Consider the following 15,864-nt stretch of genomic DNA (forward strand, 5'->3'; position numbering starts at 1 on the left):
GGTCTGGGCCAACCGACCAGGGGGCCTCACATGTCTGTTCGCGTCCGCATGTCCACCGCCGCACTGACCGTGGCAGCCGCCCTGGTCGCCCTGGCAGGCTGCACCGCAGCGGACACCTCACAGGGCCCCGGGGGCGACGTCCCCTACGTGGCGCCGTCGGTGGACGCGTCGGCGGCAGCCGACGCCATCACGAAGGCCGAGGCCGACGCGAAGGCGTCCGGGGCGGCCGCGACGGCCGACGCGGGTGCCAAGCTGAACGGACCGGAGGCCGTACGCGATGCCTTCGCCGGCGTGCAGGCCACGCTCGACGAGACCTGCACCCCCGGCGCGGGGGACTGCGGCTACTTCCTCGGCCGGGTGTACGAGGAACTCACCTCCCTGGACAAGGCCATGAAGGCGGACAGTGCGGGCCCGGCCCACTTCCAGGAGCCCCTGGGCCGGCTGAGCACCCTGCGCACGAAACTGGGGGGCGACACGTCGACGGCCAACCTCGAGAAGCACTTCAAGGACCTGGTCGGCACGCGTGACCGCATCAACACCTGGATGCAGGGCCACCCGGAGGACTACCGCTGACCGGCCGCCACCCCTGGCCGCTCACCGGTCGGAGGAAGCCAGCAGCGTGAGCACCTCCGCGATCCGCTCGCGCGCCCCGGTGTCCGTGATGCGGTTCGGCACACACCCCGAGCCTTCGGCACGGCCGGCCCCGGGGCCTACGTCAGTTCCAGCTCCGCGACGCTCTGGTCGCCGCTCAGCTCGCCGGTCGGGCGGAAGCCGAGCTTGCGGTAGAACTCCTCGGGTCCGTGCGAGCCCGGCACGTACGTGACGGTCGTACGGGTCTTCCCCCGCCGCCGCAGCTCGTCGTTGACGGCCTCCACGGCGAACGTCCCGTATCCGCGGCCCTGTTCCGCGGCGGCGATGTTCAGCCGCCACAGTCCGGAACGGAAGGGGTCATCGGGTTCCTCGGGGGCGAACCGCACATCGAGGAAGGCCATGACGAAGCCCACGAGCGTCTCGCCGTCGGCGATGAGACGGGGCCACGCGATGTCGGGGGTGGCGTAGGCCTGGGCGAGTGACCAGGCGACGGGCTTCACGAGCGTGTCCTGGCCGGGCCGGACCTTGAGGGCGCAGGCTGCTTCGACGTTGTCGGAGGTGACCGGCACGAGCCGGAGTGATGAGGACATCCCCGCAACCTACCTGCGGGCCCGGACCGTGCCCGGCACGAGGTCCCGAGGCGTTCCCGCGGACCGTGTGGTGTCCACGGCGGGGAGGGACGGGACGACGGTCGCGGTGTTCACGACGGCCGCCGCCCCGCAGGGCGCGCGTGTCACCTGGTCGCGTTGCGCCAGACGGTCACATCGATCGTCATGTAGTCACTGGGCGAGTCGTCGGAGGAGTGGCCCTGGTACTTCAGGAGCGCCAGGTGCCCCGTGCCCGTGGTGATGCAGACCTGCCGGCCCTTGGAGAGCTTGTCCACACCGATCTTGTCGGTGAACCGTGTCTCGGTGCGGCAGATGTCCAACGACCCCTCCTGGCCCGGGTCGAGCAGGACGAGCTTTCCGCCGTCGGCCTCCGCTTCGAGGTAGCCGCCGGAGTCGTAGGTGAGTTCGTACCCGGCGTCCTCGCCGTCCTGCGGGCGGACTTCCTCGTCGCCCAGCGTCAGGTGGTAGCCCAAGGTGAGGTTGATGCCCGTGAAGTCGACGGGATCGGGGTTCGTCGTCGCAGAAGGCAGCGGTTCGGTCGTGGTACCCGAACCCTCCTCCTCCGCAGCGGGGGTGGGGGTCGAGCTGTTCTTCTTAGGAGTGCTGCTGCCCTTGGGCGAATCGCTGCTCTGCGACGACTTCCCGTCATCCTTGAGCAGGAAGTACGCCGTCCCGCCGCCGGCGACGCCGACGACGAGCGCCACGGCGATCGCGATCGCGGCGACCCGGCCACCGCGGCGCTTCGCGGGCTGCGGCGCAGCGGGCCCCTGGGGCGGGAGATGCCCGGGGTGCGTCTGGGCCTGCATGGGGTAGGCGGCGGGGAACGGCGCCGGGGTGTGCGCCTGCGAGGCGTGCCCGGCCGGCTCCTGAACCGGATACGGGTTCTGCGGAGCCTGCGGTGCCCGGCCGGGCGGCGGGGTGACCGGCGGGCCGAATCCCGGGGGCGGAGTGCTCGGGGCCGCCGGGGTCGTGGGCGAGTAGCCGACCGACGGGGCGGCGGTGGGTGCGGCAGAAGGGGGCGGCGGGGTCTGGACCGGGGCGGGGGCCGCCGCCCGCACGGTGATGTCGGCCGCCACCGGGCTCGGCAGCCAGTCCTCGGGGCGCCGCAGCACCGTCTCCGCGTTCGCGGTCTGGCACAGCGCGATGACCTCGGCGACCGAGGGCCGGGCCTCCGCCTCCTTGGCGAGGCAGCGGCCGACGAGGTCCATCAGCCGGTCCGGTACACCGGTGAGGTCCGGCTCCTCGTGGACGATCCGGTAGAGAACCCCGTGCGAGGTCCCCTCGCCGAACGCCGGGGAGCCCGTGGCCGCGTACGCGGCGACCTGCCCGAGCGCGAAGATGTCGGTGGCCGGGGTGACCCGGCGCCCCGCGGCCTGCTCCGGGGCCATGAACGACGGGGTACCGATGGTGACGCCGCTGCCGGTGAGCGACGTCGCGTCGGCCGCGTACGCGATGCCGAAGTCGATGACGCGCGGACCGTCGGCGGCGAGCAGCACGTTCGACGGCTTGAGGTCGCGGTGCACGATGCCCGCCCCGTGGATGACGTGCAGCGCCTCCGCCATCCCGGCGATCAGCAGCAGCACGGCCTCGACCGGCAGCGCCCCGTGGGCGAGGACCGCGTCGGCGAGCGAGGGACCCGGCACGTAGGCCGTGGCGAGCCAGGGCTGCGCCCCGTTGGTGTCGGCGTCGATGACGGGCGCGGTGAACAGTCCCTGCACACGCTGGGCGGACTGCACCTCCTGCGCGAACCGCCGCCGGAATTCGGGGTCCTCGCCGAACTCGGGACGGATCACCTTGATGGCGACGGGCCGCCCGCCGGGCGTGTACGACAGGTACACCTTGCCCATGCCGCCCGCACCGAGCTTGGCCGCGAGGCGGTATCCGGCGATGGTGGACGGGTCGTCGGCCGTCAGTGGCTGGAAGATCTGGGAGGCGCTGCCGCGCTGTGGCTGCTGACCGCTCATGAACTCATAACTCCCCCGGAGAGCACTGCTGTAGAACCGGCACCCTATCCAAATCCCGGCGGGCACAGTACGCGCGTTCCGGACGGTTCGTACGTTCCGGCGGGCCGGTCCGTGAGAAGGCCGGCCCGCCGTCCCTGGTTGCTCCTGCCGTCCCCGCAGGTTCGATGGCCGCCACCGGTCATCCTGCCCTGCCCTGTGGGGGACGACGTGCTGCCGCGTCCCGCGCGTGCAGATCGGAACGGTCCTGCGCCCCCTGCTCGGCCGGCACGCCTTTCGGTACGTCAGGTGCAATGGCCGATGACCTGGAACCGGAGGTGGAACGGCGTCGCGGCTCGTCTTCGATTGCTCAACGGGCTTTGCTGGCAACCGAATTACTCAATGGACCTGACGTTTCGGCTACGGCATGATCACCTCTTCGAGGGGCGGCAGGATCAGCAGCCCCGATGGGGAGGGGTACAACCTGATGCGTATCGGCTCGAAGACCAAGGCGATCGGCACAGTCGTGGCGAGCGGTGTTCTCGTGCTCGGGATGTCGACGGCGGCCTCCGCGGCCACGACCATCCCGGCGGCCGGCTACGGCTACGCCGAGTGGAACGCCGACCCGTCCGGTTCGACGCCCGGCGACTCGCTGAGGGTCTGCGACGACAACGCCGATGGTTTCGGCGTCACGGCGAAGTTGATGAACTCGCAGTACGTGGTCATCCGAACGGTGACCACGGCGGGACACAGCGCCAAGTACTGCAGCCCCTGGAAGAGCGGCAATCTGACGGAGGGCGACAGGTTCCTGGTCTACACCTACCGGACCAAGGGCGGCGACGAGGTCATGATCGACTCCAGGTTCGTCGGCGCCTGACCGCTCGGCCCACAGAACACCGTGGCCCTCAACGCACTTCGGGGGCCGCGGTGTTCCGGTGCGAACGGTCCTCTGCGAAGGCCGGGGACGCGCCTTCGCGCGGAAGGCGTCGTTCCCGTTGCGCGGCGGGGCACGTCTGTTTGATCATGACTGCCGACGGATGCCGGGCCGGCGGCGTCCGGATCCACGGACGAAAGGCCCTTCGTGCGCAAGCTCGTGTACTACATCGCCTCCACCCTCGACGGCTTCATCGCCGGGCCGGACGGCGCCGACCCCACCGGACCGGACGGGTTCTGGCCGATCCCGGAGGACTACATCGCGCACATGATCGCGGAGTACCCGGAGACCCTCCCGGGACCGGCTCGTGCCGCATTCTCGATCACGGCGGAGGGCACGCACTTCGACACGGTCGTCGAGGGACGCCGCTCCTACGAGATCGGCATCAAGGCCGGTGTCACGGACGCCTACCCGCACCTGCGGCACCTCGTCTTCTCCCGCACGCTGGGCGAGAGCCCGGACCCCGCGGTGGAGATCGTCGCCACCGACCCGGCCGCGCGCGTACGGGAGTTGAAGCAGGAGCAGGGCAAGGACATCTGGCTCGTCGGTGGCGGTGAGCTGGCCGGCTCCCTGTACGCGGAGATCGACACGCTGATCGTCAAGCTGAGTCCGATGACGATCGGGGCGGGCATCCCGCTCTTCTCCCACAAGGCCACGTTCCGCCCGGACGCCTGGACGCTCGCGGACCACAGGATCCTCGACAGCGGCGTGGCGTTCCTCAGGTACGAACGTGCCACGACCACCGCCACCGCCACGGCCGGCGAGTAAGACCGACCGGGGGTCACCCGCCCGCGCATCGCGCCCGGGAACGCGGAGACCAGTTGTGCGGTACGCCGCTCCGCTCGGGCGCACCGCATACCGGCCGGGGCGAAGGACCCCGGCCGGCATGCCCCACGGTGCTACGCCGTCACGCCGCGGCGCAGGTGGCGCCGCTGAGGGTGAAGGCGGCCGGGGCCGCGTTCGTCCCGCTCTGGGCGCCGGTGAAGCCCACGGTGACCGAGCCGTTCGCGGCGATCGTGGCGGTGTACGACGCGGGGGCGACGCGCACCGAACCACCGGTCTGGGCGGGGGTGCCGCCCCACATGTTGGTGATGGTCTGGCCGTTGGCGAAGGCGAAGCCCAGCGTCCAGCCGTCGATCGTGCTGGTACCGGTGTTGCGAATGGTGATCTCGCCCTGGAAGCCACCCGACCACTGGTTGACGATGCGGTAACCGACGGAGCAGCCGACGCCCGGCGTGCTGCCGCCCTTGTCCGTGGTGACGCCCACCGTGGCCGAGCGTGCCGAGCGGTTTCCTGCCGCGTCCCGGGCGTACACGGCGAACGTGTACGCGGTGTCCGCGGTGAGACCGGTGACGGAGACGCTGTTGGTGGCGGAGGAGGCGACGGCCGTCTCCGAGGTGCCGTTGACGCGGACGACGTCGTAGCCGGCTACGGCAACGTTGTCGGACGACGCGGTCCAGGTCAGGGTGGCGGAGGTGGCCGTCACCGCGGAGGCGGTCGGGGTGCCCGGAGCGGTCGGGGCCACGGTGTCCTCGGAGGCGCCGCCGTAGACGGTGGCCTCGCGGGAGGTCTGGGCGATGCCGTTGGCACCGTGGAAGATGCGCTCACCCCAGGAGCTGAGCTGCGTGGGGTCGAAGCCGATCGTCAGGTCGAGGATCGGGTCGGTGTTGCCGCTCCAGGACCAGGCGATGTAGCCGAGCTCCAGCCTCTCGGCCTCGGCCATCATGGTGTCCTCGTCCGGGTCGCCGTACTGGTCGGCAGGCCCCCCGAACTCGCCGATGAGCAGCGGCAGTCCGGCGTCGACGAAGGCGTTCAGATAGTCGGTGACCTTCTGGGCGGTGTTGTAGACGCTGTACATGTGGATCGAGAAGATCAGGTTGCCGGTGGGGTCGGCGTCGTACACGGCCTGGGCGTTGTCCCGCATGACGCCCTGCCAGTCCTGGCCCCAGTTGGGCGCGTCCACCATGATCGTGTGCGCGAACCCGGCGGCCCGCAGCTTCTGGATCGCGGCGGTCGTGGGGGCGGTCCAGCCGGCCGGGTTCGTGTTGCCCCAGGGCTCGTTGCCGATGTTGATGACGACGTAGTCCTCCTGGCCGGCGAGGACGTCCTTCAGGCTGATCCAGTAGTCGGCGGCGTGATCGAGCGTGCCGGCCGCGGAGTCCTCCCCGTAACCCGTGGTGTCGTGCACCTCGAGCACGCAGATGAGCCGGTTGGCCTTGCACTGGGCGATGACGGCGGTCACGTCGGCGGGGCTGTTCCTGCTCCAGCGGAAGCCGTCGGAGAGCACGACGCGGACGGTGTTGGCGCCGGTCGCCTTGATGTCGGCCAGCGACTGGGTCTCACCGGGGTACCAGGTGTGGGCGTGGTTGACCCCGCGCATGACGAAGTCGTTGCCGTTGGCCTCGACCAGGCGACCGTCGTCGATGTGCAGTCCGGTCGCGGCGGCGGCGGTGGCGGCCTGTGCCGGGGCGAGGCCGCCGAGGGCGAGGAGCCCGAGGAGGGTGACCAGGGCGGTCAGGAGGGCGGTGACGGGACGCTTGCGCGCTGGGTTCTTCGTCGTGCTTCTTGCTGTTCTCACTGCGGCTCCAGGGGTGGGCGGGATCAAGAGCTGAGCATCGACAGACGTTCCACAACTTCATGGGAGCGCTCCCACGTCTTGCGCGCTCCCATGAAGCCATCCAGTCAGGGGCACGTCAAGACATCGGACGGATTCGGGTACGTGGACGGGATGACGCGACACCCCGGCCTCGGGCCGGGCGCCACGTCGCCGGGGTGCGGTGGCCGTGCGTCGGTCGGCCGTGTTCCCGGTGGCAACGGGCGACGGGCACGCCTCATGCCGGTGGGTCCTACGATGCGCGGTATGGACATTCCCTGCCGTGAGCTGACAGCCGAGGACCGTGAACTCATCGGCTTCGCCAAGCGCATTGTCGACGAGAACACCGATGGCGAGGACGGCGCCCACACCATGGGCGCAGCCGTCCGGGGAGCCGACGGAACGATCTACGGCGGCATCAACCTGTACCACTTCACCGGCGGCCCGTGCGCCGAACTCGTCGCGCTGGGGCACGCCCGTGCGTCCGGTGCCAGGGAGCTCACGACGATCGTCGCGGTGGGGAACCTCGAACGAGGTGTCTTCGACCCGTGCGGCCGGGACCGCCAGGTGCTCTTCGACTACCACCCGGGCATCCGGGTCATCCTTCCCACGCCCGATGGTCTGAGGAGCGTCCGGATCCAGGACCTCATGCCGCTCGCCGCCGGGTGGACCATCGACGGGGGCGCGCACCCCCTCTCCGCGAAGGCCGGCGAGGACGCCGGGGCAGGCCACCCGGCAGCCTGACCGACGGCGTCCCTTCCGGGCTGCGGCGGACGGTCCACGGCCCGGCCGTGGCCCCGCCCGCCGTGGTCAGGGGACGAGGACGAGCCGCCCCCGCAGCCCGCCCTCGGCCAGCCGGCGATGGGCCCGGCCCGCCTCGTGGAGGGCCATCGTGTCGGCGACGCGCGGAGTGAGCTGCCCGCTGCCGGCGAGGGAGGAGAGGCGGGCGAGAGCGGCACCGTCGGCGGCGACCCACTGCTGGTGCACGTCGATCCCCCGCAGCGGGAGAGGCGCAGCACCTCCGATGACAGCCGCGAAGGCGCCGTGACTGCGGACGGCTCCCAGTGCCGGCAGCCCGACCACGGCAGCGTCCAGGGCGCAGTCCACCCCGCCGGGGATCAACTCACGGACGGCCTCGGCGAGATCGGCGGTCCGTGGGACGAACCACCGGGCTCCCGCCTTCCGCAGGAACGTCTCGTCCTCCACCGCGGCAGCCGCCACCACCCGCACCCCGCGCAGCGCCGCCAGCTCCACCGCGTAGCCGCCCACCGCCCCTGCCGCGCCCGTCACCAGCAGGGTGGCTCCCGGCTCCGGGGCGAGCAGGTCCAGGGACTGGAGCGCGGTGAGCCCGTTCAGCGGCAGGGTCGACGCCTCGACGGCGGTCAGCCCGGAGGGGGCCGGTGCGACCGCCGTGGCGTCCAGCACCACGTACTCGGCACAGGTGCCCAGCGGGACGTCCAGTCTGTCCCGGAGGCCGATGACCCGGTCCTCCTCGGCGAACGCCGTGACGCCCGGGCCCACTTCATCGATCCGCCCGGCGACGTCCCATCCGATGCCGATGACGTCACGAGGTGCCATCAGGCCCGCCGCGATCAGGTCTCCGGAACGGGTCGCGAGATCCACCGGGTTCACGGCCGCGGCCTCGACCCGTACACGCACCTGCCCCACACCAGGGACCGGCACCGGTACGTCCATCACCTCCAGGACCTCGGGCCCACCCACCGCTCGCACCACGACCGCGCGCATGCGCGACTCCTTCCGTTCCGGTCCATCGATGGGCACGACCTTATGGAGAGCTACTCTCCATAAGGAAGAAGGCACTTCAAGGTGCCTATCGCACCGGAAGGTGAGCCATGACGACGACCACCCGCTCCGAGGCCGCTGCCGCGTACGACGCCTATCTCGCCCAGTGCCCCGCCCGGAACCTGCTGGACCGGATCAGCAACAAGTGGGTCAGCCTGATCATCAACGCGCTGGGCGAGGGGCCGCAGCGCTACACCGACCTGTCGCGCACGCTGGTGAGCGTCAGCCAGAAGATGCTCACCCAGAGCCTGCGCGCCCTCGAGCGCGACGGCCTCGTCACCCGGACCGTCACCCCGTCGGTGCCGGTCCGCGTGGACTACGCCCTGACCCCGCTGGGCGAGAGCCTGGTCCCGGTGATGCGGACGATCAAGGCATGGGCGGAGCAGAACATGGACGAGGTCCTGGCGGCCCGGGCCGGTTACGACGCGACGCCCTGACCGCGGCGTGCGGCGTACGAGACGACAGCCCCGGCCTCGTCCGCCTGCCGTGCGGGATGCCACCGAGGCCTACGCCGCATCCAGGCTCGGCTGGGCGGTGGCGCGGACGTCCGCCCGGACGGGGGCGCGGAGGCGGCTTCGCCGATGTGCCCTCGGCGCCCCTCAGACGCGGAGGTCGGACGGAAAGCAGGCCGAGCGCAGCTCGGCCGGCAGATGTCCCGTGTCGTTGTAGAGGAGTACGGCGGCGGGCCGGCCGGGGGCGTACCGGATGACGGTCAGCGCGGCGTTGGCGTGGTAGAGGCCCATCCAGCGCCACCTCGGAGCGTCGAGGGCGGCCCGGACGAGCCAGCCGGTGAGGAAGTTGTGGGTGACGACCAGCTCGTGCCGCGGCTGGTCGCCGGCCACGGGGCCCGTGAACCGGAGGAGCGCCTCCCGGGCCAGCTCGGGGCCCTGTTCGCGCTCCGCGGCGGGGAACTCGGCCAGGCGGGCGAGCATGGCGTCGGCCGACTCCGGCGGCAGTTCGTGCCGTTGGGGCACGTACGGGATGTAGTCCCCGGCCTGGTCCGAGAGTTGCAGCGGAACGCCGTCGAGCTGCTCGCGGATCAGCCGGGCGGTCTGAGCCGCCCGGGGGAGGGGGCCGTGGTGGATGGCGGTGAGAGGGCTGTCGCGGAGCCGCTCACCCAGCAGCACCGCTTGCCGGCGACCGTTCTCCGTCAGCTCGCTCTCGTCCGGCGAAGCCTCGCCGTGTCGCGTGAGGTAGAGGTAGCGGGTGGCTGTTCCGGGCATGGGGCGAGGCCTCCGGCAGCGTCGGTGATCTTACGAGTGCCTGGACGGACGCCACCACGCGCCTGCGCGGTTCCCGTCGCGTATGACGGCACCGCGCAGGGCGCCCCCGTACGAGCGCATCACCCTCGTCATCCGTGACGGCGCGGTCGAGCACGTCTTCTCTCAGGTCTTCCCGCCGAACACGTAGGCGCGGCAGGCATTCGGACGGCTCCGGGACAACCCGGTGCAGCCGCTGCATGCCCCCTGACGTGGAGCGGCCGTCACCGGCTCAGTCTTGCCCGTCGACGGTTCGGCCGCCGCCGAAGAGTCCGGACCCTAGCGTTCCGGCCCATGACCACAGCGGCACACACCTCCTCGCACATCGCGATAACCCCGAACATCCTGTACTTCGGTACCCCTGTCGCCCTGCTGACCACGGAGAACGAGGACGGCTCGGTCAACCTGGCCCCCGTCTCCTCCGCCTGGGCACTCGGGCAGACCGTGGTGCTCGGCCTCGGCACCTCCGGCCGGACGGCGGCCAACCTGGCCACCCGGCCGGACCTCGTGATCAGCCTCCCGAATCCCAGCCTGTGGGCCGCCGTGGAGCGGCTCGCGCCGCTCACCGGAGCAACCCCCGTGCCCGCCGCCAAGCGGGCCCGCGGCTACCGCTACGAGCCCGACAAGTTCGCCGCGGCCGGGCTCACGCCCGTACCGTCCGAGACCGTACGCACTCCGAGGGTCGCCGAATGCCCGCTCCAGCTCGAAGCCAGGGCCCGGCGCATCTCACCGGATGCGGAGGGCCATTTCCTGATCGTGGAGTGCGGGGTCACCCGCGTCCACGCCGACCGGAACATCGTCGTGCCCGGCACCCAGCACATCGACCCCACCCTCTGGAGCCCGCTCATCTACAACTTCCGCCACTACCAGGGCCTCGGCCCCGAGCTCGGCCACTGCTTCAACTCGGAGACACCCACCGAGCGATGACGGGTGGGGGTGCGGCGGGAACCGCCCCTGGCCGGATCGGTCGCACGCGTGCAGGCCACCGGCCCGGTCGGCCTGCTGCTCCTGCCGGTGGGCGTGCTCGCCCTGCGCGGCTGCCCGTTGTGCTGGGCCATCGGCCTGATGCGGACCGCTTCGCGGGGCCGCCTGCGCAGGTCCTGCGGGGGCCGGTCGGTGCAAGCTGTCCGTCGCGGACCGGACGGCTTCCGCCTGAGCTCCCGGCGAGGTCGCCGACCCGCGCTCGCCGTTCCGTGACCGAATCGGTCGTCGTTCGTGCTCCCCGCGAGCGCCGCACCCGTACAGGCTGGTGCGGGGGATTCATGCGCAGAGTGTTCGGACTTCTGGTCCTGCTTCCGTTGCTCGCCGGCTGCTTCGCGTCCGGCCCGCCACGCATGGAGGCGTACAAGGACGTCGAAGACGCCTTTCGCGTGCCCCTGCCCGTGCCGACCGATGCCTCGGGCGGCTGGGCGCTGGTCGACCGTCGCCTGGGGATCATCGGGCAGGGCACGGTGGCGGCGAGGATCGACGAGAACGGGAAGGTTCTCTGGCGTACGACGCTGCCGGCTCGGTTCGCACTCACCGGACGACGGCCGGGGCAGGCCCGCACCGCCGCCCACTCGTCCGACAGCGTGGTGACGCTCATCGGCGCCGCCGCGCCCGGCCGGCTGCCGTCCATCGCGACACTCGATCCCCTGACCGGCCGCTTCGCGGAACTCGCCCGCCCTCCGGCCCGCACCCCCGGGGAACTGCGGCTCGTCACCGTCACGTGGACATCGGGAACGCGTATGGCGGTGGCCGCCACATGCCTGCCGTCATCCTCCTGCACGCTGACCGCCTGGGACGCCGACACCGGCAAGGTCCTGTGGACGCACCGAACCCGCGGCCCGGCCGTCTTCGCCACCCCCTGCGGCCAGGACGTGGCGGAGGAGCGCGGAGCCGGCCGCCTCCTGCGGAGATGCGATCCACTGGTCTTCGTCGCCGACGGCCGCCTCGTGACCCTGTGGAGCGGGGAGGACCGGCTGCGGTCGAGGCCCGTCGAGTTGCCCGGAGGTGAGATCGCGCAGGTGATCCCCACCCTCTACCGCATCGTCGTGGTGACGGCCCCGCACGGGCCCGGCTGCCACGCGCGAGCAGCGGCGTACGACATCGGCGAGACGGCCGCCCCGGTCTGGCAACGCGCCTTCACCTGGGAGCAGCCCCAGGCCGCCGTCCGTGAAGGCTGCCGCAGGGATCCGTCGATCCCGCTCCGCGTGGGCTACCGCCTGGCCCTGCCGGACTCGGCGGGCGCCCTGGTCGGGGACGACTACCACGGCACGTTTCCCCTGCGCCTGAATCCCGGGGAGTACCCCGTCGCCTACGGCGGCAGCGTGCTCGCCTATCGCGTGGACGGCAGTCACCGCGATCCGCAGCCCGTTCCGTCCACCACCCGCCGGCCCCGCCCCGCAGCGCTCGACCCCACCGCACAGGAGCTGGGGCAGGGTGCGTGGTACGTCCCGGGGAAGGGGCGCAGCGGCGAGATCATCGCGGTCGACCCCTACGGGAAGATCACCTGGCGGCGCGCCACCAGTGGTCCCGCGTTCTTCCTCGCGGCCAACCGCCTTGTCTACGTACGCGGTTCGAGCCTGGTCGGGGTCCGCCCGTCCGAATGAACCGCCCGCTTCGGGGACCGGGTGCGGCAACGCGACTGCTTACGGGAGCACGACGCGGTAGTGGGTGGTCAGCCGCCGCTCGTCGTCGAGGACGTGGAACGCGAGGCCCGGCGGCTGGTCCCGGTCCGCGGCCCGGTCGCCCTCCCAGGGCATGCGCAGGGTCCAGGTGACGGCCGGTCCGACGATCAGCGGACGTGCGGCGAAGATCGAGGCGGCAGCGGTGTGGGCGTGGCCCGTGAGGACGGCGGCGACCTGCGGGTGCGCGTCGAGCAGGTCGGCCAGCTGCCCGGGCTCCTGGAGCATGCCGGAGTCGGGCAGCGGGTGATGGAGGGCGACCGGCGGCTGGTGGAAGGCGATCAGGGCCGGGGTGTCCTGCGGCAGTTCGGTGAGGGTGGTGTCGATCCAGGCGAGCGTCTCGGTGTCGAGGCGCCCCTCGTCGCGGCCCGGGATGGTGGAGTCGCACATCAGGACGGCGGTGCCGGAGATGTGGTGAACCCGGTTGACGGGGCCGTGCTCCGCCGCTTCTCCGAGCAGCGCCTTGCGGTACGCCGGCCGGACGTCGTGGTTCCCGGGGCAGGTGAGCACGGGGAAGGGGGCGGTCAGGATCCGGGCAGCTTCCTCGTACTCGGCCTCCTCGCCGTGATCGGCGATGTCCCCGGTGACCAGGAGCGCGTCGACCGGGCGGGGCAGGGCCCGCAGGTAGTCCATGACGCGGGTGGCGCGTTCGGTCGCCCTCTCGCTGCCGTCCAGGTGCAGGTCGCTGATCTGTGCAAGCAGCGTCATTTCCGCAGTCTCCTTCAATGGCGGTTCAACCGACGGTCCTGTGCCGGGACGGGCACCTTCACCCACCCCACCTCTAACGGAAGTTTTCAGCTTTTCCGTTAGAGACCATAGGGTGTGCGCAGGGATGTGATCAAGCGGTCGACGACCGGTACCGAGACGGAAGGGGATGTCCTGTGGAGCGCTGGCCGGCACTGGAACTGGCGAGCACGGTTCGCCATGACGGCGACGGCGGCGTCGCCGACGACCTCGCCACGGTCGAGGGAACGACGCGCTGGATCCATGGGCAGGCGGAGCTCCTGGCCGGTCACGTACCCGATGCCGGAGAACTGGCCGCGGACGACGACCTCAGACGCCGCCTCATCGAGCTCCGGCAGGCGGTCCGAGCCCTGTTCGCCCAGGCGGTCAGCCCCGCTCCGCCCAGCCCGGCGGACGCCCACCGCCTGATGCCCGCCGGCCGGGCCGTGAGCCACCTCAACGCGGTCGCCGCGCGCGAACCGGTGACCCCTCAACTCCTCTGGCCGTCCGGGGGAGTTCCCGACACCCGGCTGCTGTCCGCGGAGAACGATCCGTACGTACGGCTCGTCGCCGCCCTGGCCCGGTCCGCCATCGACTTCCTCGGCGGCCCGCAGCGCGAGCAGCTGCGCTCCTGCACCGCGCCCCGCTGCGTGCGCTACTTCGTGAAGAGCCACGGACGCCAGGAATGGTGCAAGCCGTCCTGCGGAAACCGCGCCCGGGCGGCCCGCCACTACAGCCGCCGGCGCACGGCGGGGGACGGCGCTTCCGGCCCGTCCTGATCACCGGCGCCGTCCCGGGCGGGTCAGCGGGCGATGAACGGATCGGTCAGGTGCGGGGTCGCGAGGTAGAGGGTGTCGGCGCCCATGCGAAGCACCTGTTCCCTGGATCCCCTTGCCTGGCCGGCGTCCATCTCGTGGGCGTAGGCGAGTTCGGGGTGGAGTACCTGGATCGCGTGCACGAGCAGGTCGCCGGTGACAGCGACCAGTTCGCGCCCGGACGCGACGAGCACGCTCTGGTGCCCGGGGGTGTGACCGGGCGTGGCGACCACGCGCTCGCCGCCGCCCAGCGGGGTGTCGCCGTCGAGGAGCCGAAGCTGACCGGTCGCCCGGAGCGGAGCGATCACCGAGGACCTCAGGTGCGGGTTGATCTCCTCGATCGCGTCGAGCTCGGCCTGCTGCAACAGGTACGCGGCGTTCGGGAAGAACGGCCGTGCCTGCTCGCCCCCGACGACGGCCCAGCCCACATGGTCGGTGTGGAGGTGCGTCAGCACCACGGTGTCCACTTCGGCCGGGTCGATCCCCGCAGCGGCCATCGACGCGGGGAGCGCCCCGGGCACGGGCGCCCACGAGGCCGCCGGACTGTCGGCCGGGCCGATCCCCGCGTCGACCAGCGTCACGCCCCGCTCGCTGCGGACCGCGTACGCGCGGAACTGGAGCCGCCAGCCGCCCTCGGCGTCGAGCGCACCGGGATCGAACCGGTCGGCCGCCGCCCACTGTGCGTCGGTGGCCTCGGGGAACGCCTGCGACCTGGGGGAGAAGAAGGGGCCCTCGCCGTCGGTGAGCGCGGTGACGGTGTAGGGGCCGATCTGAAGGGAGGGAGGCATCGCACAGATGGTGCCACCGGCGGTCGCTTCATGACCAGACGCCTTGCCCATTGCCCCGACAATCGATCCAGGGCGGGGCACCTCGCGGATCAGGCACGTTCTCACATGAACACCCGCTACAGAACCGAAGATGCTCGCGTCCCCGTTCTGATCGCCCGGTGCGCCCTCGGCCCTTGCCGGCGCGGCCGAGGATCCTTCAGCCGCGAGGACAAGGCGTTCCCCACGGCCGCCGAGTGCCCCGCACCGAATGCGTCGCTGCGCGACAGGCGATCTCATGGACGGGGGACTCTCGAATGCGCGATCAAGTCAGTCGGAGACGGCCGAACGCCGATTACGCCCAGCTGACGGACCGTTGGCCCCTAGGCTGGCTCCGTGACAGATGCAGACCGCCGAATTGGCGCTGAGATCACGCCCCTTCCGCCCTTTCTGAAGATCACCACCACCGATGTGGGCGCACTCTTCAGGCGACGTAGGCGCAGCATCACGGAAGACGGGCCGTTCTTGATCATATCCGTGGATTCCGGGCTTGCCCTGGACACGGCCTTCCACCATGAAGACGGTTCACATCCACATCTGTGGTCGGCGCACGGTCATGTCCATCAGTTGTGGCGACTGGTCCCCTCGGGTCACGAAGGCGAAGTGCGCATCCTCTCGAAGAGCAACAACCTGTTCCTGGACGGGCATGGCAGCCACGAGGGAGACCACCCGCAGATGCGGGCCGAGACCAGTGAGCCGCGGCAGCGTTGGCGACTCAAGCCCGCCCCCGGAGGCCGCGCGCACTATCTCCAGAACGTCGCCACCGGATTGGTGCTCGACAGGCCGCATGAAGCAGAGCGCGGTACGTGGCCGGTGTTGTGGAGCCGGCATTCCGGCGACAACCAGCACTGGCTGCTGGTGATGCCCTTCATGGCGCCGAGTGTCTGAACCGGCCGGGCACCGGGTCCGGTTCGTACGGCGGAAACGGACGAGGAGGCCCGGCCGGCCCCGGCCCGCACTTCGGGTGGTGTCGCCAACTGCTCGACCGCCCGTGCGTCTGAGGCGGGAGCGCGGGCGCAGCCGCAGCCGGGACGCGACGTCTGTCGTGGCGAGGCGAAAGGGCGGCGACGCCAAGGACGAGGGCGTCGGCCGCCCGGAAGACGGTGTC

General features: G+C 71.5%; 16 protein-coding genes. 9 read left to right on the plus strand and 7 right to left on the minus strand.

Features of this window, described 5'->3' with window-relative positions:
* The first annotated feature begins 30 nt into the window (after nt 1–30).
* Complete coding sequence (locus ABZ434_RS11780; RefSeq protein WP_359134415.1) at nt 31–573, plus strand: hypothetical protein; 543 nt, start codon at nt 31–33, stop codon at nt 571–573.
* Between the two features lie 137 nt (nt 574–710).
* Here the strand turns inward: ABZ434_RS11780 and ABZ434_RS11785 are convergent, their stop codons facing one another.
* Together ABZ434_RS11785 and ABZ434_RS11790 are read right to left on the minus strand one after the other, a co-directional pair.
* A complete protein-coding gene (locus ABZ434_RS11785) occupies nt 711–1,181 on the minus strand; it encodes a GNAT family N-acetyltransferase (RefSeq protein ID WP_359134417.1) in 471 nt (156 codons plus the stop codon).
* Nucleotides 1,182–1,324: 143 nt separating this feature from the next.
* Nucleotides 1,325–3,163 (minus strand): serine/threonine-protein kinase, encoded by a 1,839-nt coding sequence (locus tag ABZ434_RS11790; RefSeq protein ID WP_359134419.1) that lies wholly within the window; start codon nt 3,161–3,163, stop codon nt 1,325–1,327.
* Between the two features lie 403 nt (nt 3,164–3,566).
* On the opposite strand from ABZ434_RS11790, the gene ABZ434_RS11795 reads away from it, so the two are divergent.
* Both ABZ434_RS11795 and ABZ434_RS11800 read left to right on the plus strand, forming a co-directional pair.
* Nucleotides 3,567–4,016, plus strand: coding sequence for a hypothetical protein (locus ABZ434_RS11795; RefSeq protein WP_359134421.1), 450 nt, complete (start codon nt 3,567–3,569; stop codon nt 4,014–4,016).
* Nucleotides 4,017–4,220: 204 nt separating this feature from the next.
* On the plus strand, nt 4,221–4,841 hold the full coding sequence (locus ABZ434_RS11800; protein ID WP_359134422.1) for a dihydrofolate reductase family protein: 621 nt from the start codon (nt 4,221–4,223) through the stop codon (nt 4,839–4,841).
* A 139-nt stretch (nt 4,842–4,980) separates the two neighbouring features.
* Here ABZ434_RS11800 and ABZ434_RS11805 read toward each other — a convergent pair whose 3' ends face one another.
* Complete coding sequence (locus ABZ434_RS11805) at nt 4,981–6,651, minus strand: cellulase family glycosylhydrolase (RefSeq protein ID WP_359134423.1); 1,671 nt, start codon at nt 6,649–6,651, stop codon at nt 4,981–4,983.
* 282 nt (nt 6,652–6,933) lie between these two features.
* On the opposite strand from ABZ434_RS11805, the gene ABZ434_RS11810 reads away from it, so the two are divergent.
* Nucleotides 6,934–7,410, plus strand: coding sequence for a cytidine deaminase (locus tag ABZ434_RS11810; RefSeq protein ID WP_359134425.1), 477 nt, complete (start codon nt 6,934–6,936; stop codon nt 7,408–7,410).
* A gap of 66 nt (nt 7,411–7,476) precedes the next feature.
* On the opposite strand, the gene ABZ434_RS11815 is transcribed toward ABZ434_RS11810, so the two are convergent.
* Nucleotides 7,477–8,412, minus strand: coding sequence for an NADP-dependent oxidoreductase (locus ABZ434_RS11815; RefSeq protein WP_359134426.1), 936 nt, complete (start codon nt 8,410–8,412; stop codon nt 7,477–7,479).
* A 107-nt stretch (nt 8,413–8,519) separates the two neighbouring features.
* On the opposite strand from ABZ434_RS11815, the gene ABZ434_RS11820 reads away from it, so the two are divergent.
* Nucleotides 8,520–8,906 carry a helix-turn-helix domain-containing protein gene (locus ABZ434_RS11820; protein ID WP_359134428.1) on the plus strand — a complete coding sequence of 129 codons (387 nt, stop codon included), beginning with the start codon at nt 8,520–8,522 and terminating at the stop codon, nt 8,904–8,906.
* A 162-nt stretch (nt 8,907–9,068) separates the two neighbouring features.
* Here ABZ434_RS11820 and ABZ434_RS11825 read toward each other — a convergent pair whose 3' ends face one another.
* Complete coding sequence (locus ABZ434_RS11825) at nt 9,069–9,692, minus strand: histidine phosphatase family protein (protein WP_359134430.1); 624 nt, start codon at nt 9,690–9,692, stop codon at nt 9,069–9,071.
* A gap of 330 nt (nt 9,693–10,022) precedes the next feature.
* On the opposite strand from ABZ434_RS11825, the gene ABZ434_RS11830 reads away from it, so the two are divergent.
* Together ABZ434_RS11830 and ABZ434_RS11835 are read left to right on the plus strand one after the other, a co-directional pair.
* Entirely contained in the window at nt 10,023–10,655 is a 633-nt protein-coding gene (locus ABZ434_RS11830) for a flavin reductase family protein (RefSeq protein WP_359134432.1), read from the plus strand.
* A 335-nt stretch (nt 10,656–10,990) separates the two neighbouring features.
* Nucleotides 10,991–12,319 (plus strand): hypothetical protein, encoded by a 1,329-nt coding sequence (locus ABZ434_RS11835; protein WP_359134434.1) that lies wholly within the window; start codon nt 10,991–10,993, stop codon nt 12,317–12,319.
* A gap of 39 nt (nt 12,320–12,358) precedes the next feature.
* On the opposite strand, the gene ABZ434_RS11840 is transcribed toward ABZ434_RS11835, so the two are convergent.
* Nucleotides 12,359–13,102 carry a metallophosphoesterase gene (locus tag ABZ434_RS11840; RefSeq protein ID WP_359134436.1) on the minus strand — a complete coding sequence of 248 codons (744 nt, stop codon included), beginning with the start codon at nt 13,100–13,102 and terminating at the stop codon, nt 12,359–12,361.
* A gap of 173 nt (nt 13,103–13,275) precedes the next feature.
* Here ABZ434_RS11840 and ABZ434_RS11845 point away from each other — a divergent pair, with 173 nt between their 5' ends.
* On the plus strand, nt 13,276–13,896 hold the full coding sequence (locus ABZ434_RS11845) for a CGNR zinc finger domain-containing protein (RefSeq protein WP_359134438.1): 621 nt from the start codon (nt 13,276–13,278) through the stop codon (nt 13,894–13,896).
* Nucleotides 13,897–13,919: 23 nt separating this feature from the next.
* Here ABZ434_RS11845 and ABZ434_RS11850 read toward each other — a convergent pair whose 3' ends face one another.
* Nucleotides 13,920–14,720: an MBL fold metallo-hydrolase gene (locus tag ABZ434_RS11850; protein ID WP_359134440.1), complete on the minus strand. Its 801-nt coding sequence runs from the start codon at nt 14,718–14,720 to the stop codon at nt 13,920–13,922.
* 372 nt (nt 14,721–15,092) lie between these two features.
* On the opposite strand from ABZ434_RS11850, the gene ABZ434_RS11855 reads away from it, so the two are divergent.
* On the plus strand, nt 15,093–15,644 hold the full coding sequence (locus tag ABZ434_RS11855; protein WP_359134441.1) for an RICIN domain-containing protein: 552 nt from the start codon (nt 15,093–15,095) through the stop codon (nt 15,642–15,644).
* Nucleotides 15,645–15,864 lie beyond the last annotated feature (220 nt).

Origin of the sequence: Streptomyces sp. NPDC005761 (genome assembly GCF_040630635.1) — a bacterium.
Lineage (GTDB): Bacteria > Actinomycetota > Actinomycetes > Streptomycetales > Streptomycetaceae > Streptomyces.

Coding starts and splice junctions, on each gene's coding strand:
- ABZ434_RS11780 (WP_359134415.1), top strand. CDS start 31: ATGTCTGTTCGCGTCCGCATGTCCACCGCCGCACTGACCGTGGCAGCC.
- ABZ434_RS11785 (WP_359134417.1), bottom strand. CDS start 1,181: ATGTCCTCATCACTCCGGCTCGTGCCGGTCACCTCCGACAACGTCGAA.
- ABZ434_RS11790 (WP_359134419.1), bottom strand. CDS start 3,163: ATGAGCGGTCAGCAGCCACAGCGCGGCAGCGCCTCCCAGATCTTCCAG.
- ABZ434_RS11795 (WP_359134421.1), top strand. CDS start 3,567: ATGATCACCTCTTCGAGGGGCGGCAGGATCAGCAGCCCCGATGGGGAG.
- ABZ434_RS11810 (WP_359134425.1), top strand. CDS start 6,934: ATGGACATTCCCTGCCGTGAGCTGACAGCCGAGGACCGTGAACTCATC.
- ABZ434_RS11815 (WP_359134426.1), bottom strand. CDS start 8,412: ATGCGCGCGGTCGTGGTGCGAGCGGTGGGTGGGCCCGAGGTCCTGGAG.
- ABZ434_RS11820 (WP_359134428.1), top strand. CDS start 8,520: ATGACGACGACCACCCGCTCCGAGGCCGCTGCCGCGTACGACGCCTAT.
- ABZ434_RS11825 (WP_359134430.1), bottom strand. CDS start 9,692: ATGCCCGGAACAGCCACCCGCTACCTCTACCTCACGCGACACGGCGAG.
- ABZ434_RS11830 (WP_359134432.1), top strand. CDS start 10,023: ATGACCACAGCGGCACACACCTCCTCGCACATCGCGATAACCCCGAAC.
- ABZ434_RS11835 (WP_359134434.1), top strand. CDS start 10,991: ATGCGCAGAGTGTTCGGACTTCTGGTCCTGCTTCCGTTGCTCGCCGGC.
- ABZ434_RS11840 (WP_359134436.1), bottom strand. CDS start 13,102: ATGACGCTGCTTGCACAGATCAGCGACCTGCACCTGGACGGCAGCGAG.
- ABZ434_RS11850 (WP_359134440.1), bottom strand. CDS start 14,720: ATGCCTCCCTCCCTTCAGATCGGCCCCTACACCGTCACCGCGCTCACC.